Here is a 22,682-nt window from a genome sequence, read left to right as displayed (position 1 = left end):
CGGTGACCGTGATCCCTGAGACGCCGATGGCCGACAAGGCTTCGCGCGCCTCATCGAGCTTGAACGGCTTGATGATTGCGGTAATGAGTTTCATGAAATCCCCTCTTCGATTGCTGAACCGGAGAGCCGACTCGTACGTCGACCTTATGCCGATAGAGCCGAGCACAACTAGAGCAACTGTCGTGCCAGTTATTTGCTGAAACTCATCGAGAGGAAACACAGCGAGATGAGATACGCACGAGTGCGGCAGCAATCGAAGGCGTTCCACGCGGGGAGCATCGGACACGCGCCCGACGGAAAATCGATGAGCCGAACCAGATGTTGGGGGGCTTTCTATACACAGACCTGAATCGCAGGTCGATACTTGCACAACTGATTTGCACCACAACTAGGCCTGAAGTGGTCGAAGCGACCCAATAGGGTGCGCCCACGCCGAGATTCGTGGCATCCGCCACTTCGGCGAAAGCAGCGTGGAAATTCAGGTATTTCAGCTTGCCTCTGAGTCGATGTACGTATCCATGGTCATCTCTGTTCCCATTGCCGCGGAGTCGTACCACGCTGGCTAAGCACCGTGTTTGTCGCACCACTGGATCGCCCAGCGCTGTGCCGCCTCGAACGCGTCAGCGTCGGATGGATAGTCACCGAGGTCGCCCGAGTACTTCACCTCGACGGCTTCGCCACCGGCCGTGGGGCGCCGATAGATCTTTGCGCGACCGTAGTAGCGACCACCTTCATCAAGAGGCGACGCGTCGATGTGGAATCCCTTGTAGTCGAATTGCATGATCGCCTCCGAAAAAGTGCGCTATTCGTCGTCGCGCTGAACAAGCTGCAGGTTTCCATTCGCGTCTCGGCCGAGGCTCACGAGCTTGTTTCTGTAGTCACAGGCAGGACAGAGGAAAAAGAATCCGTGGTCATCGACTTCCGGCGCGACCTGATCGAAGTCGTACCGAGCATCGCAGTTTCGGCAGGTCCACATGTCGGCCTCCGTCGGTATCCTGGAGAAATCCTAGCATGACCGACCGAGCGCAGTACCGAACCAATTGGCGCTGCCTGCGGCGGTTCTCGCCGCACTGTCGCTTCGGCCGATCGAAAATCCGTCTTTACTTAACTTCTCAACGGTTTTTTATGTGATTTCTTGCGATCCGGCGCCGGTCTGATTTTTGTTACGCCGCCGATCGAGGGTGGATCGCTCGCCGGAAAGGTGTCCTCGACGGCTTTGTCGACGTTGTATTCGCTCTTGTCGCTGTTCGGATATTGCTCGGGATGGTAGATACGCATGACGGCCTCCGGTCGTGTGGGTTTGGAACAATGGTGTCCCGAAATATCAGCAACGCGCGGGTTCTGCGTTCTACCGGAACTGGAGCGGTATAAACAAGCTTATACCCGGTGCCGACTCAGGGGCATAGACCACGGGAGGTGGCGCATACACATAGTCCTGATTGCCGTAGTAGTCGCCGCGACGATGGTCATTGTCGGGATGTTGATAAGCCTGCCGGTTGCCGTGATCCGACTGATGCCCCTCGTTTTGCCGAGAGCCGTTATCCGTGCCATGTTGCTGTGGATGCTTCTGGTTATGCTGATAGTTGTTACTCGCGCCATGCTGCTGTTGGCCCTCGTGGTTGTCGTTGCCGTTGCCGTTGCTTTCACCAAAGGCCGGCGCCATGGACATGCCGCCAACGGCCAATGCCAGGCCAACTGCAGTCATGATTCTGGTCTTCATCGAGCCCATGTATGCGGCTCGCACTCCTTGGGTTTTCATGATGTTCTCCTGTCTGCGAACCGGGACCCTATTGAGGTGCCAGTCCGCTTCCCGTTGCGGGTGTCTCGAGATCACCCCTTCTTTGCGGAGTGGTGATGGTCAGTCTGGAAAATCAGATCGGCATTCTTCTTCTGAACGTCGGACATGCTGTCGTACAGTGCCTGAAACGCGGATGTGAGCTTTTTGATGCCGTCCGCATGGGCATCGGCGATCTGGCCATAGGACTTGAGATCGTCGACAGCGCTCATGCTGTTGGCATGACTGGCTCGCGTTTGTCTGAGCGAGTCCATCGTGCCTGCATTGTCACGCATGACCTGCGCGACCTTCTGCCAAAGGTCTTCTTGCGCCGCGGTGATCTGAAGCCTCGTGTGAAGTCCACTGATGCGCGTATCGACCTGGTCATGGGTGGCAACGGTCATCACGCTTGCACGTGGTTGAGTCTGGGTGGGCGAGGCAGCGCTCGCAGGAGGGGCGAACGCCGCTATCGCGAGAAAAAGCGCTATCGCGAGCGCCGGTGCAGTTCGCGGTTGGAATTGTGGGGCAACGAGTCTCATAATTGGTCTCCAAAGAAGTTCGACGGACTCGCGAAGGGATTACCGTCAGTGCGGCGAATTCGATCGAACAGATCATTTGTGCGCCGACTCCCGAGTGGCGTCTGTCCGGTGCCGGACCCTTGCGCGCTGGAACCGCGCCGCTGAATTGAGGGAGCCGCGCGTGACCCAACTCGAAAACTGGTGCCGGCGCGCCACGAAAAGTCGCATCGGCGCGCCGCAGGCGTTCCCCCGAAAGTTGCGCCGCTACGCCTGAGTTGATCGGTGTACGGTGGCGTACCGACTGCTTCGCCCATTGCCGCCATACTGTTCTGATCGAAGCAGCGCTCAAGGAGCGAGGTGATGAACAAAGATCAGATACAAGGATGGACAAGAGAGATCGCAGGTAAATTGCGTACCGGCCTCGGCAAGACCATCGGCAACCGGACGGTCACGTGGAGGGGGCGCGTCGAGCAGGTCATCGGCAAGACGCAGGCGTCGTATGGCAATGCCAAGGCGCGTCTCAGGAAACGCTCGTAAGCCACCAATGCGCCGCTCTCTTTGCTGTCAATCAGGAGGCGCCACGGGTATTAAGTAAAGGGCATTGACTGCCACCGCACAGACATCCCCGGTGTGACGTGAGAATGTGGGCTGGGATAGAACCAGTTGCACCACCATCATGACCAACGCCGCCTCCAAAACACTCACCATGATCATCGCAATAGGCACGGCGCTTACTCCCGTGCTGTGCTGCGCCTACGCGCTCGATGCGCAACTCGACTGCAAATCGAGTGCACACGCATTCATCGCCCCGCTCCTGACCGCTCAATATATCGATCCGAAGCCGATGCGTGTCGAAGCGAACTCGATCAACGCATTTCGGCCGGCGCACGATAGCAACCTGACGGCTTTCGGCTTTCGTGTCTACGCCGTTCTCGGGTATGAACACAGCGACACGATGTTCAAACAGGGAAGCGGTCAACCGATTACGGACTCTGCGTATGGCACGGTAGTCGTTGGCTCCGCGGAGGACGTGAAAGCGCGCGTACGTGCGGCCGGCAGTGACGCTGTCGTCCGGCAAGTCATTCCCGTCCTGCTCACGGTCATCTTCTGCAGCGCGCAATGAAGCGCTACGCGCCTGAGCCATGGGTCGATCGCGAACCGGTCAAGCAGCCGACTCGCCCAAAACTTCTGCAGGTGATGGGCCCCGGCCTCATCACCGGCGCGTCGGACGACGATCCAGGCGGTATCGCCGGCAATCTGCGTGAGCACTATCCGCGCTGGTTGTCGACCAGCGTAGTCGGGTTTACACTGCCGCCCGTACTACGTATCCTCGGCTGGGTTGCTACCGGCGTGATGGCGGCAACGGTCGTGGCAATGGGTGTCACCTGGGTCGTGTGAGGGAGCTGCCCTATCGCCTCAGATACTGCGCTCGCAAGGCTTCGATTTCATCAAGCAGATCGAGTACGAGCGCGATGCCCGCAGCGTTGATCTCGAGATCCTGCGCGAGATGCCGAGCCCTGCGGGCGCGGCGCAATGAGACGCCGTCGAAGTGCGGGCCATCGTCCTCGCTGACGCATTTCGGCTCAATTGCGCCTTGCTCGATCCATTCAACGAGCTGGACTTCAGAAGCGCCGGACACCCGGCACAATTCGAGCAGCGTGAACTCCACCTGCTCCTCGACGATCAGGCATTCGAGCCAGGCAGTGCGCGATTCGTTCATGATGCATCACCTGAAAAGTGCGCGCGCGGGTCGAAGTCGCATGCCGCTCGTAGTGTCTCGTAAGCCGCGCGTGCCTGCTCGCTGTCAGCCAGCGGCAGAACGATGTTCAATTGCGCATAGAGATCGCCCGATGGTCCGGCCGGACCGCTCGCTGGGATTCCCTTGCCTTTCAGGCGTAAGCGTCGGCCTGCGCTGGAATCTTTGGGTATGGCTATTTCGACGGCGCCGTCGGGCGTCGGCACGGTAATGCGCGCGCCAAGTGCCGCTTCCCAAGGGGCGACCGGCACGACGATCGTCACATCGCGGCCGTCGACGCTGAAAAGTCCGTGCTGGCGCAACGCGATTTCCAGGTACAGGTCTCCAGCGCGCCCCTCTCCGAAACCCGCCCCCCCTTGGCCGGCAAGTCGCAGATGCTGCCCGCTGTGCACGCCCTTTGGAATGGAGACATCAAGCGTCCGCGACTTCAGTACGGCTCGGCCGCTTGCATCGAGTACTGGCGTCTCCAGCGAAATCGTGCGCTGTGCCCCTCGATAGGTATCCTCCAGATCGATCACCACTTTCGCATGGTGGTCCTGGCCTCGCGCCGAGTGCGGCACACCGCCATAGGCATCCTCCATGTCTTGCGCAGTTGCGCGGTCATCACCGGCGCCGGCAGCGTGCCGCGCGCGTCTTGTCGACGCACGGCCACCATTGGCATGTTCACCGCGAAAAAGTGCCTCGAAGAATTCGCTGAAGCGTGCCTCCTCGGCTCCGCGGTCGTCCCCGCCGCTGAATTCGAAGCCCTCGTCCCACTGCGGCGGCGGCTCGAAGTCCTGACCATTGCGCCACTGGTCGCCCATCCGGTCGTAGGCTGCACGCTTTTCCGTGTCTTTGAGGACGCCGTACGCCTCGCCGAGCTCCTTGAAGCGCGGCTCCGCGTCGTCGAGTTTGCTCAAGTCCGGGTGATATTTGCGAGCGAGCTTGCGATACGTACGCCTGATATCGTCCTGCGTCGCGCTGCGCGGCAATCCCAGCACTTCGTAATAGTCTTTGTATTTCATATCGAAGACCTATGAGAGAGGCCGCGCGCGCACCTATTTCAGCGGTATCACGGCGGGACGAACAAGCGGCGCGTCATGAACGGTCGCCCAGTCGCTGCGGCGCACGTGGTGGATGATCAACGGAATGCCCGCGAACACGACGATGCCGAGGACAACCAGCCCCGTGTAAAGCCAGGGCGAACCGACCGGCAACTGGTCCGGCGGGAAGAACGACACGACGAAACTGAACAGCACCCCGGCAAAGCCAATGCCGGCCGTCAACCACATACCGCCTGAACCACCGGGTACCGTGAAGGGGCGTGGCAAAGCAGGTGCGGAATAGCGCAACTGGATCGCCGCGGCATACATCAACATGTAGGCGATCAGGTAAAGCGCAATCGTCATCGCGGAGATCAGGAAGAACGCGACCGATACATCCCGGATCACGAAGTAGAAGCACGAAATGACGGTCACGATCAGACCTTGCACCAGCAGGATATGAGTGGGCATGCCCTTGCGATTCTTCGCCTGAAGGATCGGCGGCAACTCGCCCTCATGTGCGGTCTCGAGCAAGCCACGCGACGGACTGCCGAGCCACGCCAGCACGCCGCTGATTGCACCGACGCCGACCAGCAGCGACAACGCCGACACAGCCCAGCCCATGTGCCAGATGTCCGCAAGCACGGCACCAAACGCGTCGAACACGCCGGATTGCAGCGAGATCTTCTCGTACGGCAAGATTGCCGCGATCGGCAATGCGCCAAGTGCGAAGATCAGCACCGAAATCAGCGCACCCAGTCCGATGGCCGCCGGATAACCGCGACTCGGGCTGCGCATGTCGATCACATGAACTGCTTGCACCTCTACACCGGCAAACAGCAACACGATGCCGGCAAGAAACGAGATCGTGCCGAAGCCGTGAATCGCGGGCCAGAAGCGGGCATGGCCATCCTGGGACAGTGCGGCATCGTTCAGGTGTTGCCAGCCGAGCGGGTGGCCACTGTTGATCCAGTAGCCGAGCAGCGCGAGCAGCACGATGCCCGGCACGATGGTGCCGATCACGAAGGTCCAGTTGGCGATCTTCGCGAAAACTTCAACGCCTTGCAGCACGACCCACGTCGCGAGCCAGTACGCGACGATGCAGAAAATCCCGACGTAGACACCGTTCTTCGCCAGCTCCGGCCGGCCGATCGTGTACGCGAGCGCCGCCGCGCCGAAGGTCAGCGCGACCGGAAACCAGACGACGTTCTGAATCCATTGCAGCCAGATCGCAAGAAAACCCCAACGTGTGCCGAACGCTTGCGCGACCCACGTATAGATACCCCCGCGCCGGTCCGCAAAGGCGCCGCCCAGCTCAGCCGAAATCAGCGACGCGGGGATCAGATAGAAAACAACGGTAAACGCGAGATAGACGAACATCGTCATCTCTTCCTTCGCCAGCAAAGGAAGCCCACGCAGGCTTGTGACCACGGCTGCCGCCGTCATCAGACCGATCGACGTGACGCTCAGATACTTACCGCGTTTTGCGGTGTTTGCGACCGGCAACGTGGCCGCGGTGGTAGCGGTGTTATCCATTTCGTGCGCTCCTGTCGCGATGCGACATCAATCGTGATGGAAGGTAGGGCCGGCGGTCGAATGCAGCACCGGATTTTTCGTCAGATGCGCGACCGCGTGCCTGATGTCCTCGAGCAGCATCGCGGTCATGTCGCGAGTCACGCCGCGCCGGATCAATACGCGCTGCACGATGGTGTCCTCGCGGCCGGCAGGCAACTCGTACGAGGCGATCTGCCAACCGCGCATGCGCACCTGATCGGACAGATCGAATAGCGTGAAGCCTGCTGTTTCTGGACGCTTCAGCTTGTAGCAAACAGCCGGTAACGCGCCGCGCCCGTCGTAGATCATCTCCAGTGCGTCGATCTTCGCCAGACCGTCCGCCAAAGCTTGCGCGGTGTCGGCGCATTCCTGCTGGATATGTCGATAGCCTTCACGGCCCAGGCGCAGCAGCATGTAGTACTGCGCGATGATCTGTCCCGCCGGTCGCGAGAAATTCAGTGCAAACGTCGGCATGTCGCCCCCGAGATAATCGACCCGGAAGATCAGTTCGTCTGGCAGTTCCTGAGTGCTGCGCCAGACGACCCAGCCGACCCCGAGCGGCGCGAGCCCGTATTTATGGCCCGACGCATTGATCGATTTGACGCGCGGCACGCTGAAGTCCCATTCGAGGTCCGGCTGAATGAACGGTGCGACGAAGCCGCCGCTGGCGGCATCGACGTGAATCGGGATATCGAGTCCGACATTGGCTTGCAAGGCGTCGAGCGCCCCCGCCAGCGCCTTCACCGGTTCATAGACGCAGGTGAACGTGATACCAAGCGTGGCAACGACGCCGATCGTGTTCTCGTCGCAATACTGGGCCAGATCTTCCGGCCGCAGTCCGGTCGCGTCGCCGCTGAGTGGCACCTGACGCATCTCGACGTCGAAGTACCGGGCGAATTTCGCCCAGCACACCTGCACCGGTCCGCAGACGAAGTTCGGCTTGTCGGTCGGCTTGCCTTGCGCTTGCCTGCGCTTTTTCCACTGCCACTTGAGCGCGAGACCACCGAGCATGCAGGCCTCGCTCGAACCCGTCGTCGAGCAACCGGTGGTCTTCCACGACTTCGTGGCATGCCACAGATCGGCGAGCATATGCACGCAGCGCATTTCGATCTCGGCGGTTTGCGGATATTCGTCCTTGTCGATCATGTTCTTGTCGATCGACAGATCCATCAGGCGCCGAACTTCGTCGTCGGCGTAAGTGGTGCAAAACGTCGCGACGTTCTGCCGTGAGTTGCCGTCCATGAATAATTCGTCGCGCACCAGATCGAATACGGCGCGGCGGTCGGACGATGTCTCCGGAATCCGGTACTTCGGGAGCGAAGACCCGGAGATTGTCGCGGCGTATTCGTCAGCGACGGCATCCGGCGTGGATGGCGGGGACTTGAGAAAGGTCATGGCGTGACACTCCTGACTTGAAATGAGCGCGGCAGGTGCGCGAAACGGACACCTGAGCGAATGGAACGGCGATGTGGGGCAGACGGAAAAGCTTCCATATCCACGGTGCGCGCAGGACCGGTCGAAGTCGGTACGGTGCCGTACCGCGCTGCGGGATCCCAGGCGATCTGTTCATTGCATTGCATTACATTGCTATTGAGCGCAAGGTAGTGCTATTCACTGCGCTGCTTCCGATCGTCTGTTACGCCGTCGATATCCGGGCCGAGCCCAGCGGAATAAACCGTTCGGCAAGGACATCGTCGACGGCAAGGTTCAGGCTGCGGCGCTCTGAGCGCACGCATTCCAATCCCGCGACGGCGCTCGCCGTCCGAACGAACTCTTCGAGGCCGACATGTATAAACGCATTCTGGTAGCGATCGACGGCAGCGAGACGTCTGAACATGCGTTCGACAGCGCGCTGCAACTCGCACGCGAAAATGACGCGCAGTTGCAGCCGCTCTATGTCGTCGACAACCCGTTGATGGCATACGACGCCTCCGGCTACGATCCGACGATCCTGCGTGACGCCTTCGTGGAAGAAGGCCAGCGCTTGCTGGCGGACGCACTGGCACGGATGAAACATGAAAACGTGGCCGGCACGCCGCGGATGGTGGACGTCGCGCCGATAGGCGAGGATATTTCAGAGCGCATCCGCATCACGGCCGACGAATTCAATGCGGACCTGCTGGTACTCGGCACGCACGGCCGGCGTGGCTTCAAGCGTCTGTTTCTCGGCAGCGTCGCCGAGCGCGTGGTGCGCAGTGCCTGCTGTCCAGTGTTGCTGGTGCCGAGCAGGCAGACGCAAACCACGCACGTAGAGTCAGCCAAACCGGGCCACGCCGACGTTGCCGCTGCAATGTATGAGATGCCGCGTTAGAGCGGCAACAGTACCGTCGCGGCAATCGGCTATGCCGCGATGATCACTTTCAGCGAGTGCGTGTCTGCAGCATGCTCGAAGGCCTCGTAGGCATCGAGAATCTGATCGAGCCTGAAGCGATGGGTAATCAGAAGCGTGGGGTCAAGCCTGCGGGAGCGCAACGTGTCCAGCAGCATAGGCGTGCTCACGGTATCGACCAGCCGCGTGGTGATCGTGATATTCCGGTTCCAAAGGTGTTCCAGATGCAGATCCACCTTCACGCCATGCACGCCGACGTTTGCAATCGTCCCGCCCGGCGCGATGATCGCCTCGCACAATTCGAAAGTGACAGGTATGCCGACCGCTTCGATGGCGGTATCGACGCCCCGCCCGGAGGTGAGTTTCATGATCGCCTTCGCCGCATTGCCATCCGCGTTGTTGATCACCGCGGTCGCACCGAAGCGCTTTGCGGTCTCTAGCCGGTTATCGTCCAGATCGACCATGATGATTTCGGCGGGAGAATAGAAACGGGCCGTGAGCAATGCCGCGAGTCCGATCGGCCCGCTGCCGACAATCGCCACGCTACTACCGGGCTGCACCTTCCCGTTGAGCACACCGCACTCGAAGCCCGTCGGCAGGATATCGCTCAGCATCACGAGCGCCTCTTCGTCGGTATCGTCGGGAATCCGGTAAAGACTGGTATCCGCGTGCGGAATCCGCACGAACTCGGCCTGCGTGCCGTCGATCCTGTTGCCAAGAATCCAGCCGCCGCTGACGCAATGGGAATACATGAGTTTGCGGCAGTACATGCACTTTCCGCATGCGCTGATGCACGAAATCAGGACTCGTTCACCTGGCTTGAACGCCGTGACGCCTGCGCCGACCTGCTCGATTACGCCGGTACCTTCATGGCCGAGCACGCGGCCGGGCTGACAGGTCGCGACGTCGCCCTTGAGAATATGCAGGTCTGTGCCGCAAATTGTCGTCTTGCTGATCTTGACGATGGCGTCGGTGGACGCCTCGATCTCTGGTTTGGGCCGTTCTTCAACAGCCTTCTTGCCAGGACCAAGATAAACGAGTGCTTTCATTGCCGGTAACTCCGGTTGCATCGGATCGACCCGTACGCAGGGACGCAAATTTGTTCCCTCTGGACGATCAGAGCGCCACAGCGTGCCGGCTAAGTACCCGTGGATCGCCGACCGGCAGAACCACCCGCCCGTGCACCTCGTTGATCACGTCGGCTGCAGACAGATAGAACGCAAGCGCCGCCGTGAGGAGCCCCATATAGCCGCCTGCCATCCGCACCAGACCTGAACCTGTCCACTCTCCTCCAGCCAGCAGGCCGAAGGTGATCCAGAGCGCCAGAAAAATGAACTGCAGCGCCCGAGGCGAGCGAAAGGTGGCCAGCCACATATAGAACGTAAAAACGCCCCAAAGGAACAGATACCAGCCGACGAATGCGGCCGGCACCTTGTCATGCAGAAAGAGTACGAATAGCGCAAACGACCACCAGAACGCGCCATAGCTCAAAAAGGCCGTCGCGCCGAAGGTATTGCCGCGCGGCAACTCCATGATGCCGGCGATGGCCTGCGCGGTCCCGCCGTAGGCGAGCGCACAGGCGAGCACGAGGCCCATCGACTCGCCCGAAAACCAGCCGGCGTTGATCATGCTGAGCAGCCACGTCGTCAATGCAAAGCCGGCGAGACCCAGTGGCGCGGGGTTCGCTAGTGTGGTTCGGATCGGTGCGCTGGCCATGGCCTGCTCCTGAAGATAAAAAGCGTTCCGGCGATCTCGCGGTCTTCGCGAACCATCACCCGAGCTGATCGAGAATCGCCGGATTTTCCAGCGTGGATACGTCCTGGGTAATTTCTTCGCCGGCGGCCAGCGAACGCAGCAAGCGGCGCATGATCTTGCCCGAGCGTGTTTTCGGCAGATTCTCGCCGAAGCGGATTTCTTTGGGCTTCGCGATCGGCCCGATCTCCTTGCCGACCCAATTGCGCAATTCGGTCGCGATTTTGATCGCCACGTCGCCGGTGGGCCGCTCGCCCTTCAACACCACGAACGCGACGACGACTTCGCCAGTCGTCTCGTCGGCACGGCCGACGACCGCGGCTTCCGCCACCAGCGGGTTCGCTACGAGTGCCGACTCGATCTCCATCGTGCCGAGCCGGTGGCCCGATACGTTGAGCACATCGTCGATGCGACCCGTAATCGTGAAGTAGCCGGTGTCCTCGTCACGCACCGCACCGTCGCCGGCGAGGTACAGCTTGCCGCCAAGCTCTTCAGGGAAGTAACTCTTCTTATAGCGCTCCGGATCGCCCCAGACGCCGCGCAGCATCGACGGCCATGGACGTTTGACGACGAGAATGCCGCCCTGCCCGTTCGGCACGTCCTGCCCGGTTTCATCGACGACCGCGGCCATGATGCCAGGCAGCGGCAGCGTGCACGATCCCGGTACCAAAGGTGTGGCGCCCGGCATCGGCGCGATCATGTGGCCACCCGTTTCCGTTTGCCACCAGGTGTCGATGACAGGGCAATGGCTATGGCCGACGTGTTCGTAGAACCACGTCCACGCGGCCGGGTTGATCGGCTCGCCGACTGTGCCGAGCAGACGCAACGTCGACAGGTCGTAACGGTCCGGATGAACTTTGGGATCGGATTCGGCAAGCTTGATGAGCGAACGGATCGCGGTCGGCGCGGTATAAAACACCGTCACGCGGTGTTTCGCGATCATCTCCCAGAAGCGGCCGGCATTCGGATAGGTCGGCACGCCTTCGAACACGACCTGAGTCGCGCCGATCGCTGTCGGACCGTACGCGATATAGCTGTGGCCGGTAATCCAGCCGATGTCGGCGGTACACCAGAAAACGTCGCTGCGCTTCGCGTCGAAAGTCCACTTCATGGTCTGCGCTGCCCACATCAGGAAGCCGCCCGTGCTGTGCTGCACACCCTTCGGCACACCTGTCGAACCGGACGTATAGAGAATGAAGAGCGGATGTTCAGCGCCAACCCATTCCGGCTCGCACGTGTCTGCTGCGGCTTGCGTGAGCTCGTGCATCCACAGGTCGCGTCCTTCGTGCCACGCGACCTTGCCGCCCGTGCGCCGATAGACGATGACGCTTTTCACCGCTTCACAGCCGCCCATCGCGAGGGCTTCGTCCGCGATGCTCTTCAACGGAAGCGCTTTGCCGCCACGCATCTGTTCATCGCAGGTGACCAACGCGATCGCGCCCACGTTGACAACCCGCTCATTGAGCGACTTCGAGGAGAAGCCGCCAAACACGACGGAATGCGTTGCGCCAATCCGCGCGCAGGCCTGCATCGCCACAATGCCCTCGATCGACATCGGCATGTAGATCACCACGCGGTCGCCCTTCTTCACGCCACGGGTTCGCAATGCGTTAGCAAACCGGCTCACGCGCTCGAGCATCTGACGGTATGTGACGTGCGTGACGGTGCCGTCGTCGGCCTCGAAAATCACGGCAACATGGTCACCGTTGCCGGCTTCGACGTGGCGATCGAGGCAGTTGTAGGACGCATTGAGGGTGCCGTCGTTGAACCATTCATAGAACGGCGCGCGAGATTCGTCGAGAACCGAAGAGAACGGCGTTTTCCAATGCAGAATCTCTCGCGCGCGCCGCGCCCAGAATCCCGCGTAATCGCGTTCAGCCTCGGCGACCAACGCGCGGTAGGCATCCATGCCGGAGATCGCGGCATAAGCCGCCACGCTGGCGTGAGGAAGGAAGGCTTGCGGCTCCTCCAGAATCGAATCGCTGGTTGACATTTTATGTCCCTTGCACGCTTTCATGCGTGCTTGATGGTGCTTCCCGGTTAGTCGCCACGCCACCGCAACGCGGCGCGCGGGCGTGAAAAGAGCAACTTGAACACGCACATGACTGTCCGGAAATCGGATATTGTGCGCAGCGCGATTACCGCGAGCCCCGCTGCGCCGGGCGTGACAAACCGACCCGCATGCCCAGATCGTTCTCGCGGCGCCGGCGCCAGGCGCAATGGGGATGGCACGCAATTCGGTCAGGGACGCCCTGTCACACGAAACTGTTTCGATCGCTGTGATTGAGAAACACGAGGGCTTGTTTTGACGGTGCGCGCGCAGTGGCCGGAAGTCGGTACGGTGGCGTACCGGCGCGAGAAATCCGCGTCTGCTCGTTGTTTCATCGGCTTTTGACCACGGCTACGCGGCCCTCGGGAAATTCTCGCGCCGCACAGGCATTCGGGACTGGCCCGGTACGACACCGTACTGAAACAGGTTTCGCCACCTCCGCGCACCGTGGTAGCGCGCCGTATAATGGGGTAAGAGCCGCCCGGCTCGCCTCACCTTGAGGTCGTTCCGCAGAGGCACGACAACACCGTTCAGCCAGCTTCACGTCGCACCTCAGTTGAAGTCTGGCCTCAACAGTCGATTTTTCAGCGTAATTGTTTGAAGACGACGCCGTTTTTCAACAGAATGTCGAGGAGTGGCGATGTCAAAATCGCATCATCCCAAAGAGAATCACCTGCTATCGGTCCTGCCGGAAGCGGAGTGGAAGCGCATCGAGCCGCATCTCGTGCCGGTCGATATGCCGCTGGGAGAGGTCGTCTACGAATCCGGCGACCGCCTCGATCATGTCTATTTCCCCACTACCGCCATCATCTCGCTGCTGTACGTCATGGAAGATGGCGCGTCCGCCGAGATAGCGATTGTCGGTAACGAAGGGCTCGTCGGTATCGCCCTCTTTATGGGTGGAGAAACCACGCCCAGCCGCGCCGTCGTGCAAAGCGCAGGGCACGCCTACCGGCTGGACGCGCGTATCCTGAAGGAGGAGTTTCATCGTGCCGGTCCCGTTCAGCGGCTGCTGCTTCGCTACACCCAGGCGCTGATCACCCAGATGGCACAAACCGCCGTCTGCAACCGGCACCACTCGATCGATCAACAGTTGTGCCGCTGGCTGCTCCTAAGCATTGATAGATTGCCGTCCAACCAGTTGAAGATGACTCAGGAACTGATTGCCAATATGCTCGGCGTGCGCCGCCCCGGCGTGACCGAGGCGGCCACGAAGCTGCAGGACGCAGGGTTGATCCGCTATAGCTATGGTCATATCGAGGTACTGGATAGGCCCGGGCTGGAAAAGCGTGTCTGCGAATGCTACGGCGTAGTCAGAAGGGAATTCGACCGGCTGTTGCCCGATCTGCGTGCAATCTAGAGTGGGTTCGCCGCGTCGTCTCCCAGGTGGAAAACGCGCGTTCAGTGAATGTGGCTTCCGAAAAGCCCCAGCAGTCCGATCACAATCAGATAGATTGCCACGATGTAGTTCAACAGACGTGGCACCACAAGAATCAGGATGCCGGCGATCAACGAAACTAGTGGACCTGCACTCGTGAGCATATGCATGATTTTCCCTCCTCGCTCACTCGCACGCGGCACGCGCCGTATGCGAGCTTCGACCCACCCACGTTACAGGGTTTTGAGCCGGCTGACCTTCGTGCCGTCGAGCGTCGCGCCTGCCATTAGCCCACTGTTGGTCAGCACGAACGCGTCCACCTGACCAGTTGCCGTACCCGTATCGACGTTGCCGTTCGCTCCGATCTTCAGCAATGCCACCGACGCATCGCCGCCCGCCGACCAGCCATCGCTGTTACGGAATTTCGCCAACGATTCTTCCGTCATGAACAGAAAGACGATCGCCTTCGACTGCGCGCCGGCTTGCCAGCCGATCGAACCCGTTGCTGTGCTGTAGTACCCGACGGTACGCCCGCCGACCCGCAGCGAGCCCTCGCCATACTGGCCGCCTATGACGAAGCCGGCATCGATGACCGACGGGAACACCAGCACCCCGCGGGCCTTCGCAACCAGTTCGCGCGATCCATTTGCGGCGTTGTAGAGACGCCCCAAGGTCGAGTCCACACCCGCGTCGATGCTGCGACGCTTGCCCATCTGTGTGCTGCTGGCGTCGGACGGACTCGTCGTCGTGCAACCCGATACCGCAAGCCCGATCACGAGGATCGAACCGGGTGTCGTGAATAGAAATTTTCTTCGTAGCATCATGGCCTCCACTTCTGCTGATAGTGACGCTGACACTACGCTCGATCGACTCCGGAAGCGGTACGTCAGCGTACAAACTGCCACCACGGCAGGCAAAGCAAGCCGTTCGAGAAAGAAGCCAGTGAAGTTCGAAAAACGTTGGCCCACTTTCTATGGAACCGCAAGTACTTCGTGCATCTTGAGCGCCTCGTCATACCAATCACGAGAGATCGACGTCAGGATGTGCGCAGCCGCCGGACATGTCGGTACGATCCTGTACCAGACTCCGCCGCGTCCGGGCGATGTCGTGCCTCTACGGGCAGCGTCTCACTACCTTGCATGCAAACGTCCGCCATCGGACAGACGTCGATCTGGAATGGTGGCATTACTGAATTATTCGATCGAATTCGCTCTTGTCTATGCACCGCAAGCGGCACCGGGAATCAGCTTGTTCCTCCCGCTCCAGTCTCAATGGAAAAGTATCCGGCTCGCAACCGCTGCCGGCAACACGAACGTTTCGCAGGAGGACACCATGATGCGACTCATCGTTCTGTTTATGATCGCCGGTACCGCTCTTCTCGCGGGCTGCAACACTGTTGCGGGCGCGGGCCAGGACATATCAAAAGGCGGTCAGGCCATCCACAACACCGCTGAGGACGCCAAGTAAACGGCGCCCGCTATCGGTGTTGCGGATGTTCAAGAAAAAATTGCACCCAAAGGGGAATGGAGATGAAGAACCAAACACGTGCATGGATGCTGATTGCGCTGTCGCTGATTGCCGGCCTGAGCGCCTGCATCCTCGTCCCGGTCGGCGGCGGCGACTACCACGGCGGTGGCGGCTACCACGGCGGTGGCGAATATCACGAGGCTCACGATCATTACTAGGCGTGCCGCGTTCATCGCTTTCGCGCGGCGCGAAATCAGGCGCAGACAGATTACCGGCGGCCGATCTTTACGGCTGAGCGCAATCATGGGCAAGCGCATGTTCCTCAAGCGTGCCATCCACCATCGCCTGGGCTTCCTCAACGATGCGCGTCAGGTGATCTTCACCCAGGAAGCTCTCCGCATAGATCTTGTAGATATCTTCGGTTCCTGACGGACGTGCAGCGAACCAACCGTTCTTCGTGATCACCTTGATGCCGCCGATGGCGGCGCGATTGCCTGGAGCACGGTCGAGCACCTGTTCGATCTGTTCGCCGGCCAGTTCGGTGTGGGGAAACTGCGCCGGCGAGAGCCGCGCCAGCAGCGCGCGCTGCTGGGCCGTTGCCACGGCTTGCACTCGACGTTCAACCGGCTCGCCCATCCTCTGGGTCAGATCCCGGTAGATTTCAGCGGGATCGCGGCCAATTCGCGTCGTGATCTCGGCCGACAGCAACGCCGATACGATGCCATCCTTGTCGGTCGTCCACGCCGTGCCATCGAGCCGCAGACAACTGGCGCCCGCGCTCTCCTCCCCGCCGAAGCCGAGCGAGCCGTCGAGCAGGCCGTCGACAAACCATTTGAATCCGACCGGCACTTCGTATAGCGTACGACCGAGCCTCTCGCTCACGCGATCGATCATCTGGCTGCTGACAATGGTTTTGCCCACCGCCGCATGGGCGCGCCACCGGGGGCGATGAGAATACAGATAATCGACGAGGACCGTGAGATAGTGATTCGGTGGCAGCAGCCCGGCGCGCCGCGTAACGATGCCATGGCGATCGTGATCGGTGTCGCACGCAAAGGCCACATCGAAGCGATCCTTCTGGTCGATCAGCGTTTGCATCGCATAAGGCGACGATGGATCCATGCGAATCCGCCCATCCCAGTCGACACTCATGAAGCGGAAAGTTGGATCGACGTCGTCGTTGACCACGCTCAGATTCAGGCCATATCGCTCGGCAATCGGCCCCCAGTAGTGCACACCCGCGCCGCCAAGCGGGTCGACTCCCAGGACGATCGGCGCGCCACGCACCACATCCATATCGATGACGCTGACGAGATCGCCAACGTAGGCGTTGAGGAAGTCATGCCGGTGCGTCGTCGTGGCGCGCAGCGCCTTCGATAAGCACATCCGCAGCACGCCGTCCAGCTTGCTTTCGAGCAATCCGTTCGCTGCCGCTTCGATCCAGCCGGTCACGATTTCGTCAGCCGGCCCGCCACTCGGTGGGTTGTATTTGAAACCGCCGCTTTCCGGTGGATTGTGTGACGGCGTCACCACGATGCCGTCCGCCAGTCCCGCAGTGCAGCCGCGGTTGTACGCGACGATGGCGTGCGACACCGCCGGCGTGGGCGTGTATTCACCGTTTTGCGCGATCATGACCTCAACGCCGTTGGCGGCCAGCACCTCGAGCGCACTCGCGTAAGCGGGTTCAGACAATGCATGCGTGTCGACGCCGATAAACAGCGGGCCGTCGATACCCGCCTGCCGCCGATAACAGCAGATCGCCTGCGTGATGGCGAGCACATGCCACTCATTGAAGCTGCGAGCGAAAGCCGAGCCGCGATGCCCGGAGGTGCCGAATGCGACCCGCTGCGCCGGAATCGCGGGGTCGGGCCTTTCTGTGTAATACGACGTGACCAGCCGGGGGACGTTGACCAGCATCTCATGATGTGCCGGTTTTCCAGCGAGAGGATTGATGTTCATCGCGATATCCTTTGGTAGTCGAGACTCATGATGGCGACACCCAGGTTCGCCCGCATCTATCTTTCTGAGCACGACTTTCTCTCTCGCGACAGGCAGATGTCTGTACGGTATCGGGCAATGATTTTTAGTTGAGCAGACGGTGTGAGCAACGACAACCTGCGGAGATCAATCCGGCGCTTGCGGCGAAGATTGACGCTCCGTCAGGTCATCGCGTGCAGCGGGCCGCCGGTCGCATCGACAGCCGTTTTGAACGAGGTTGCGCGGCGCTCCCGCGCACATCACGGGTTGTCTATAGCGCTCTCAAGTCCGGCAGCAGGCGGTCGAATTCCCGTTTCACCACCCTGTAGCATTCACACACGCGCTTTTCGAGCCCCGGTCGATCCAGCACTTCGATGTGGCCGTAGCTGTAACGGATCATGCCGGCGTCCTGTAACTTCATCGCCGCTTCGGTGACGCCGGGCCGGCGCACCCCAAGCATGTTGGCAATCAGTTCCTGGGTCATCTTCAACTCGTTGGACGGCAGGCGGTCGATGCTCAGCAGCAGCCAACGGCACAACTGCTGGTCGATCGAATGATGCCGGTTGCACACCGCGGTCTGCGCCATCTGGGTGATCAGCGCCTGGGTATAGCGCAACAGCAGTCGCTGCATTGGGCCGGCGCGATGAAACTCCTCCTTAAGAATACGGGCCTCCAGCCGGTACGCCTTTCCCGCGCTCTGCACGACCGCCCGGCTTGGCGTGGTGTCGCCGCCCATGAAGAGGGCAATGCCGACCACCCCCTCATTGCCGACGATCGCAATCTCGCCGGACGCGCCGTCTTCCATCACATACAGCAGCGAAACGATCGCGGTGGATGGGAAATAGACATGGTCGAGGCGGTCACCCGATTCATAGACCACCTGTCCCAACGGCATATCCACTTGCACCACATGCGGTCCGATGCGGACCCACTCTGCTTCAGGCAACACCGCAAGCAGATGATTGTCGTGAGGTTGATTGATGCTCGACATGAGAGACACTCCCCGAAATCCCGAAAGAAGCGGCGTCGTATTCGTAAGATTGCGACTAACAAGATGGGCGCAGGCGCAGTTGTACTACCGTTTGGAGCGGCTTATTGCGTGACCCTGCGCGGTGGCGCGCAGCAGCCCCCAGCCCCACCATGAAATTATAGGCGGCACTGGCCCAGGGGTACCCCACGGCCTTCCAGCTCGGACCGTAGCCCCATCCATTGCTGTAGCGCCATGACGGAAAAGCGCCGACGAGCAGCGGAACCAAAACGATAAGAAAAAGTAATCCTAATGAAATTTCAAGTCTCCCTGTGTCGCGGCGTGCTGGCTCAACCACACCCGGCCCGCCGCCGTCATGTTGATGACGCCACAGGCACGCGATTCGTAGGCAAGCCCGCCGCCTAATCGTTCTTCCGCTATCGCCTGTACTGGAAGCGCGAATAACTCGGGAAACGCGAACAACTCAACTTTTTCCGCACTTCGCCGATATACCACTCGAACGCAGTATTGGGTTGGACAGACGCGACACTTGTTGGAGCTGCGAGCATGAGCCAACCCGCAATCCCCCAATTCAGGTGCCTCAGGAGGGCACGCTTCACGATCATGAAACGAATCTACACGACGTTCCTCGCCGCACTGCTGATCGCTACGCTTGCCCCGGAGTGCCATGGACAGTACACCACAGACTGGGTGGCGAACACATTTGGAACCAATGCTACCCGCGTGGGTAGCGTCGCACGCTCCATGTGGATAGCGCCCGAGGGCGTCATCTACACGGCTTCCATGTGGGACGAAAACGAAGGGGGTGTCGCGATATACCAGAACGGCCAAAGCCTGGGGTCCATAGGAGGTCACGGCGACTTTCAGGGCTCGGCCATTACGGGAAATGCAACTTCGATCTTCGCCGCTCTGCAATTCAATACCACTTACGGCAGCGGCACGGTGGGGCGGTACAACCGAACCACTCAAGCTCGCGACTTTCTCATCTCGGTCAGCGCGACAACGACTGAGCAGCGGGCTGATGTCATCACGGGACTCGCGACGTCGGGCTCGCTCCTTTATGCGAGCGACTTTCCTGGAAATCGCGTCCGCGTCTACACCACCGACGGTGTCTGGCGGCAGGATATCGCCGTCTCAAGCCCTGGCGCGCTCGCGGTGGACAGCGCAGGAAACATCTGGGTTGCGCAGAAGAGCACGGGCGCGATCCTCGGATTCAATCCGGCCGGCGTGCTCGTGAACACCATCCAGATGTCCGTCGCCTCTCGACCGTCCTCGCTGTATTTCGATTCGTCGACCGGGTGTCTCATGATCGGCGACGAGGGCCCCAACATGAACATCAAGATCTATAGCATTTTGGGCATTCCATTTCTGGTCAGCACATTTGGCATTCAGGGGGGATATCTCGATACGACAACGGGAATCAAAGGCCAGGTTGGCAATAAGCGATTTACCCGCGTCACCGGCATTGGCAAAGACGCCGCCGGCAACGTGTACGTGCTCAACAACCCGTGGGGCGGAAGCTGGGACCTCGGCCGCGACGGCGGCACCGACATTCACTCCTACGACAGTTTTGGCCACCTGCAATGGAAGCTTCAGTCTCTCAACTTCGAGGGGGTCGCCGCTCCGGACCCGGGTACGGATGGCGCGTACTTCTATGGAGGCACCAACATCTACACCGGCACCGCTGGGGGAACCTTCGTAGCGAACACGGTCGATCCGATCGACTATCCATCCGACCCGCGCATCAACATCAACGATCGCTCACGGGATGAGCACTTCGGTCAACTTGCCACCGTCGGCGCCAACCGGATCCTCGTGGCGTCCGGCCAGAATCCCGATACTTTCTACTTCTTCCACTTCAATGCCGTGAATGGCTACATCGCCATACCGGACGCCACGCTTCCAGGTCCGGCGTTCAATACGACCGCGCCGGTCAGGGACGGATTTTGCCTCGACAGCAAAGGGGACGTCTGGGCCGGTTTGGACAAGACGAATGCCATCTGGCACTACCCGCTGACCGGCTTCGACGCCAACGGCCAGCCAAGCTGGGGAGCAGGAATTGCAACGCCCATTCCGGGCACGATCACGCCATTGACGCGGATCGTCTACCTGCCGGAAAGCGACACGATGATCCTGGCACAGGGAGTTGTCGGCAGCACGGACTGGACGTCGATCGGAACGCGAATCGAGGTGTATCACGGCTGGCTCGCGGGCAACACGACCGTTCCCAATCCAGTGATCAACCTCGCCAGCGCCAATCCCAAGTCGATCACGGCGGCCGGCAACTATCTCTTCGTCGGATACGTACACACCGTGCCCAACATCGATGCCTTCAATCTGACCACAGGCAGCCTGGACACCACGTTGATCAACAGCAACCCCAACGCCGTGTACGTCGGCAATGACGTGGATTCGATGTACGGCCTTAGATCGTACCGTCGGTCGACCGGGGAGTACGTGATCACGAAGGACAATTACAACGGGAGCAGCGTCATCATTTATCGTTGGACACCCTGATCGACCGTGCTCGTCGCGCCTACCGCCCGGCCAGCAGCGCGGAACCCTGTCGGTATTATTGGAGGAGCCAGATCGATCCTGATCCTCGTAATCGCCAGTTTTCAGTTGTCTGAAGATTGAGTCCACGTTGCTGTGCCCGCGCGGCGGCGAATTCGTTCACCAGGGCAACTGGCCGTACCGAACTGACGAGCCGCGCGTAGGATATGACTAGTTGACCATGAGTTCAGGAGGTGACATGAACGCTAAAGCGGTGTGCCCGCTGCACGGACCAACGACCATACTCCGCACGAATTCCTATGGGTTTCCGGTCTATTCGTGCTGCTGCAACGACGTGATATCGGTGACGCCCCCGGATGCGTGCACGAGAGCGCCGACGCAACGCGGACGTGATCCGCAGCCCGAACAACCGAAGACGAGGAAAGAGTGACACTGACGGTCAAGCCTGCTGCCTGCATTTTTTCACGTCCATCACGAAACCGGCAAGAGGCTTGCCGCTTTGGCTGCAAGCCAGGCGTCAGCCAATCAGATCGGCACCCGTCGTAAGGACAATCTTTCCAAAGTGAGTGCCGGAATCGATCAGCTCGTGAGCGCCGCGAGCGTCGGCAAGCGCAAAGGTCTTGTAGACAACCGGTTTGATCTTGCCGCTCTCGATGAGCGGCCAGACCCGCCGCTCGAGTTCATCGATGATGGTCGCTTTGTCAGCGGATGTGCGCGAGCGCAATGTCGAGCCCATATGCATCAGACGTTTCGTCAACATCGGCACGAGGTTAAGGTCCTTCGCCGGCCCCTTGATCACGCCCACCTGGAGGATCCGTCCGTCCATGGCTGCGGCGTCATAGTTTCTGGCCACGTAGTCGCCGGCAATGATGTCGAGAATCACGTCGACGCCTCTTCCATCGGTAACCCGCTTCGTTTCGGCGACGAAATCGTCCTCGCGGTAATCGATCGCGAGGTCTGCGCCTAGCGCCAGGCTGGCCTCCCGATGCGCCTGCGAGCCAACTGTCGTGATGATTTTCGCAGCGCCGAATGCCTTCGCCAGCATGGTCGCCGTGGTACCGATACCTGACGCGCCGCCATGGATCAACACCGATTCGCCGGCAACCAGCTTGCCGCGCTGGAACAGGTTCAGCCATACCGTCATCAACGTTTCGGGCATGGCCCCCGCTTCCACCAAGCTCAGGCCTTTGGGGATATGCATCGTGTTGCAGGCGTGCGCGACTGCATATTCTGCGTAGCCACCGCCGGGAATCAAGGCACACACCAGTTCGCCGATCTGGAATTGGGACACCTCGGAGCCAACGGCAACCACTTGACCTGCCACTTCCAACCCTGGAATGTCCGAAGCGCCGGGGGGCGGATCATACAGCCCTTTGCGCTGGAAGACGTCTGGACCGTTCACGGCAGCCGCGTGGAGGCGGATCAGAACCTGATCGGCGGCCGGCATCGGCACCGGGCGGGTAGTCGGCACCAGGACCTCAGGACCGCCGGGCTGTTTGATCTCAATGGCCGTCATGGACGACGGCACACGATAGGTTGAAGCAGACATGGATACCACTCCTTCTACAGGTGAGGCTCGATTGATCCGGGCGGATCGTTTAAC

26 protein-coding genes are annotated in these 22,682 nt (G+C 60.5%); 8 read left to right on the top strand and 18 right to left on the bottom strand.

The features are described 5' to 3' along the window. The 5 genes from P3T22_RS07955 to P3T22_RS07935 form a co-directional block, all read right to left on the bottom strand. The coding region (locus P3T22_RS07955) for a P-II family nitrogen regulator (RefSeq protein ID WP_429324700.1) at window positions 1–94 on the bottom strand (94 nt) is incomplete at its 3' end. A 468-nt stretch (window positions 95–562) separates the two neighbouring features. Next, window positions 563–781 carry a hypothetical protein gene (locus tag P3T22_RS07950; RefSeq protein ID WP_063499427.1) on the bottom strand — a complete coding sequence of 73 codons (219 nt, stop codon included), beginning with the start codon at window positions 779–781 and terminating at the stop codon, window positions 563–565. A gap of 323 nt (window positions 782–1,104) precedes the next feature. Then, window positions 1,105–1,278, bottom strand: a complete 174-nt coding sequence (locus tag P3T22_RS07945) for a hypothetical protein (protein ID WP_429324683.1) — start codon at window positions 1,276–1,278, stop codon at window positions 1,105–1,107. A gap of 70 nt (window positions 1,279–1,348) precedes the next feature. Next, the gene (locus tag P3T22_RS07940) at window positions 1,349–1,759 is read right to left on the bottom strand and encodes a hypothetical protein (protein ID WP_429324682.1); all 411 of its coding nucleotides are present in this window, start codon (window positions 1,757–1,759) and stop codon (window positions 1,349–1,351) included. Window positions 1,760–1,830: 71 nt separating this feature from the next. Next, complete coding sequence (locus P3T22_RS07935) at window positions 1,831–2,178, bottom strand: Spy/CpxP family protein refolding chaperone (protein ID WP_429324681.1); 348 nt, start codon at window positions 2,176–2,178, stop codon at window positions 1,831–1,833. A 474-nt stretch (window positions 2,179–2,652) separates the two neighbouring features. Here P3T22_RS07935 and P3T22_RS07930 point away from each other — a divergent pair, with 474 nt between their 5' ends. The 3 genes from P3T22_RS07930 (at window position 2,653) to P3T22_RS07920 (ending at window position 3,690) form a co-directional block, all read left to right on the top strand. Beyond that, window positions 2,653–2,829 carry a CsbD family protein gene (locus P3T22_RS07930; protein ID WP_063499429.1) on the top strand — a complete coding sequence of 59 codons (177 nt, stop codon included), beginning with the start codon at window positions 2,653–2,655 and terminating at the stop codon, window positions 2,827–2,829. Window positions 2,830–2,968: 139 nt separating this feature from the next. Further along, on the top strand, window positions 2,969–3,415 hold the full coding sequence (locus P3T22_RS07925) for a hypothetical protein (RefSeq protein WP_429324680.1): 447 nt from the start codon (window positions 2,969–2,971) through the stop codon (window positions 3,413–3,415). Continuing rightward, on the top strand, window positions 3,412–3,690 hold the full coding sequence (locus P3T22_RS07920; protein ID WP_429324679.1) for a hypothetical protein: 279 nt from the start codon (window positions 3,412–3,414) through the stop codon (window positions 3,688–3,690). Before P3T22_RS07925 ends, P3T22_RS07920 begins: the two co-directional genes overlap by 4 nt. Before the next feature lie 10 nt (window positions 3,691–3,700). Here the strand turns inward: P3T22_RS07920 and P3T22_RS07915 are convergent, their stop codons facing one another. Genes P3T22_RS07915 through P3T22_RS07900 form a run of 4 tightly spaced genes read right to left on the bottom strand, consistent with a single transcriptional unit; the run spans window position 3,701 to window position 8,019 of the window. Then, window positions 3,701–4,012, bottom strand: a complete 312-nt coding sequence (locus tag P3T22_RS07915; protein ID WP_063499432.1) for a chaperone modulator CbpM — start codon at window positions 4,010–4,012, stop codon at window positions 3,701–3,703. Then, window positions 4,009–5,052: a DnaJ C-terminal domain-containing protein gene (locus P3T22_RS07910; RefSeq protein WP_063499433.1), complete on the bottom strand. Its 1,044-nt coding sequence runs from the start codon at window positions 5,050–5,052 to the stop codon at window positions 4,009–4,011. Before P3T22_RS07910 ends, P3T22_RS07915 begins: the two co-directional genes overlap by 4 nt. A gap of 33 nt (window positions 5,053–5,085) precedes the next feature. After that, the gene (locus tag P3T22_RS07905; protein WP_063499434.1) at window positions 5,086–6,606 is read right to left on the bottom strand and encodes an amino acid permease; all 1,521 of its coding nucleotides are present in this window, start codon (window positions 6,604–6,606) and stop codon (window positions 5,086–5,088) included. Between the two features lie 27 nt (window positions 6,607–6,633). Continuing rightward, window positions 6,634–8,019, bottom strand: a complete 1,386-nt coding sequence (locus P3T22_RS07900) for a glutamate decarboxylase (protein WP_063499435.1) — start codon at window positions 8,017–8,019, stop codon at window positions 6,634–6,636. 391 nt (window positions 8,020–8,410) lie between these two features. On the opposite strand from P3T22_RS07900, the gene P3T22_RS07895 reads away from it, so the two are divergent. Beyond that, entirely contained in the window at window positions 8,411–8,935 is a 525-nt protein-coding gene (locus tag P3T22_RS07895; protein ID WP_063499436.1) for a universal stress protein, read from the top strand. Window positions 8,936–8,964: 29 nt separating this feature from the next. On the opposite strand, the gene P3T22_RS07890 is transcribed toward P3T22_RS07895, so the two are convergent. The 3 genes from P3T22_RS07890 to acs form a co-directional block, all read right to left on the bottom strand. After that, window positions 8,965–10,002 (bottom strand): zinc-dependent alcohol dehydrogenase family protein, encoded by a 1,038-nt coding sequence (locus tag P3T22_RS07890; RefSeq protein ID WP_429324678.1) that lies wholly within the window; start codon window positions 10,000–10,002, stop codon window positions 8,965–8,967. Between the two features lie 67 nt (window positions 10,003–10,069). Then, entirely contained in the window at window positions 10,070–10,669 is a 600-nt protein-coding gene (locus tag P3T22_RS07885) for an acetate uptake transporter (RefSeq protein ID WP_063499438.1), read from the bottom strand. Between the two features lie 55 nt (window positions 10,670–10,724). Next, on the bottom strand, window positions 10,725–12,698 hold the full coding sequence (gene acs, locus P3T22_RS07880) for an acetate--CoA ligase (protein WP_063499439.1): 1,974 nt from the start codon (window positions 12,696–12,698) through the stop codon (window positions 10,725–10,727). A gap of 697 nt (window positions 12,699–13,395) precedes the next feature. Between acs and P3T22_RS07875 the strand changes: the two genes are divergently transcribed. Next, window positions 13,396–14,115, top strand: coding sequence for a Crp/Fnr family transcriptional regulator (locus P3T22_RS07875; protein WP_063499440.1), 720 nt, complete (start codon window positions 13,396–13,398; stop codon window positions 14,113–14,115). Window positions 14,116–14,156: 41 nt separating this feature from the next. Here the strand turns inward: P3T22_RS07875 and P3T22_RS07870 are convergent, their stop codons facing one another. Beyond that, window positions 14,157–14,303, bottom strand: coding sequence for a DUF3096 domain-containing protein (locus P3T22_RS07870; RefSeq protein ID WP_074288095.1), 147 nt, complete (start codon window positions 14,301–14,303; stop codon window positions 14,157–14,159). A 63-nt stretch (window positions 14,304–14,366) separates the two neighbouring features. Then, a complete protein-coding gene (locus tag P3T22_RS07865; protein WP_063499441.1) occupies window positions 14,367–14,954 on the bottom strand; it encodes a BPSL1445 family SYLF domain-containing lipoprotein in 588 nt (195 codons plus the stop codon). A gap of 514 nt (window positions 14,955–15,468) precedes the next feature. On the opposite strand from P3T22_RS07865, the gene P3T22_RS07860 reads away from it, so the two are divergent. Together P3T22_RS07860 and P3T22_RS07855 are read left to right on the top strand one after the other, a co-directional pair. Further along, entirely contained in the window at window positions 15,469–15,600 is a 132-nt protein-coding gene (locus tag P3T22_RS07860) for an entericidin A/B family lipoprotein (protein WP_407947689.1), read from the top strand. A 62-nt stretch (window positions 15,601–15,662) separates the two neighbouring features. After that, window positions 15,663–15,818, top strand: coding sequence for a hypothetical protein (locus P3T22_RS07855; protein WP_181448435.1), 156 nt, complete (start codon window positions 15,663–15,665; stop codon window positions 15,816–15,818). Window positions 15,819–15,885: 67 nt separating this feature from the next. Here the strand turns inward: P3T22_RS07855 and pgm are convergent, their stop codons facing one another. The 3 genes from pgm to P3T22_RS07840 form a co-directional block, all read right to left on the bottom strand. Next, a complete protein-coding gene (gene pgm, locus P3T22_RS07850; RefSeq protein ID WP_429324677.1) occupies window positions 15,886–17,559 on the bottom strand; it encodes a phosphoglucomutase (alpha-D-glucose-1,6-bisphosphate-dependent) in 1,674 nt (557 codons plus the stop codon). A 289-nt stretch (window positions 17,560–17,848) separates the two neighbouring features. Further along, window positions 17,849–18,568, bottom strand: coding sequence for a Crp/Fnr family transcriptional regulator (locus tag P3T22_RS07845; protein ID WP_063499443.1), 720 nt, complete (start codon window positions 18,566–18,568; stop codon window positions 17,849–17,851). Window positions 18,569–18,623: 55 nt separating this feature from the next. Then, window positions 18,624–18,902, bottom strand: coding sequence for a DUF3309 domain-containing protein (locus P3T22_RS07840; RefSeq protein ID WP_429324676.1), 279 nt, complete (start codon window positions 18,900–18,902; stop codon window positions 18,624–18,626). A gap of 266 nt (window positions 18,903–19,168) precedes the next feature. Between P3T22_RS07840 and P3T22_RS07835 the strand changes: the two genes are divergently transcribed. Further along, window positions 19,169–21,082 carry an SMP-30/gluconolactonase/LRE family protein gene (locus P3T22_RS07835; RefSeq protein WP_429324675.1) on the top strand — a complete coding sequence of 638 codons (1,914 nt, stop codon included), beginning with the start codon at window positions 19,169–19,171 and terminating at the stop codon, window positions 21,080–21,082. Window positions 21,083–21,596: 514 nt separating this feature from the next. On the opposite strand, the gene P3T22_RS07830 is transcribed toward P3T22_RS07835, so the two are convergent. Further along, window positions 21,597–22,628, bottom strand: coding sequence for an NAD(P)H-quinone oxidoreductase (locus tag P3T22_RS07830; RefSeq protein ID WP_429324674.1), 1,032 nt, complete (start codon window positions 22,626–22,628; stop codon window positions 21,597–21,599). Window positions 22,629–22,682: the final 54 nt, after the last annotated feature.

The sequence above is a fragment of the Paraburkholderia sp. GAS348 genome (assembly GCF_050434205.1).
Classification (GTDB): domain Bacteria; phylum Pseudomonadota; class Gammaproteobacteria; order Burkholderiales; family Burkholderiaceae; genus Paraburkholderia.
This window is presented reverse-complemented; position numbering and strand designations above follow the sequence as displayed.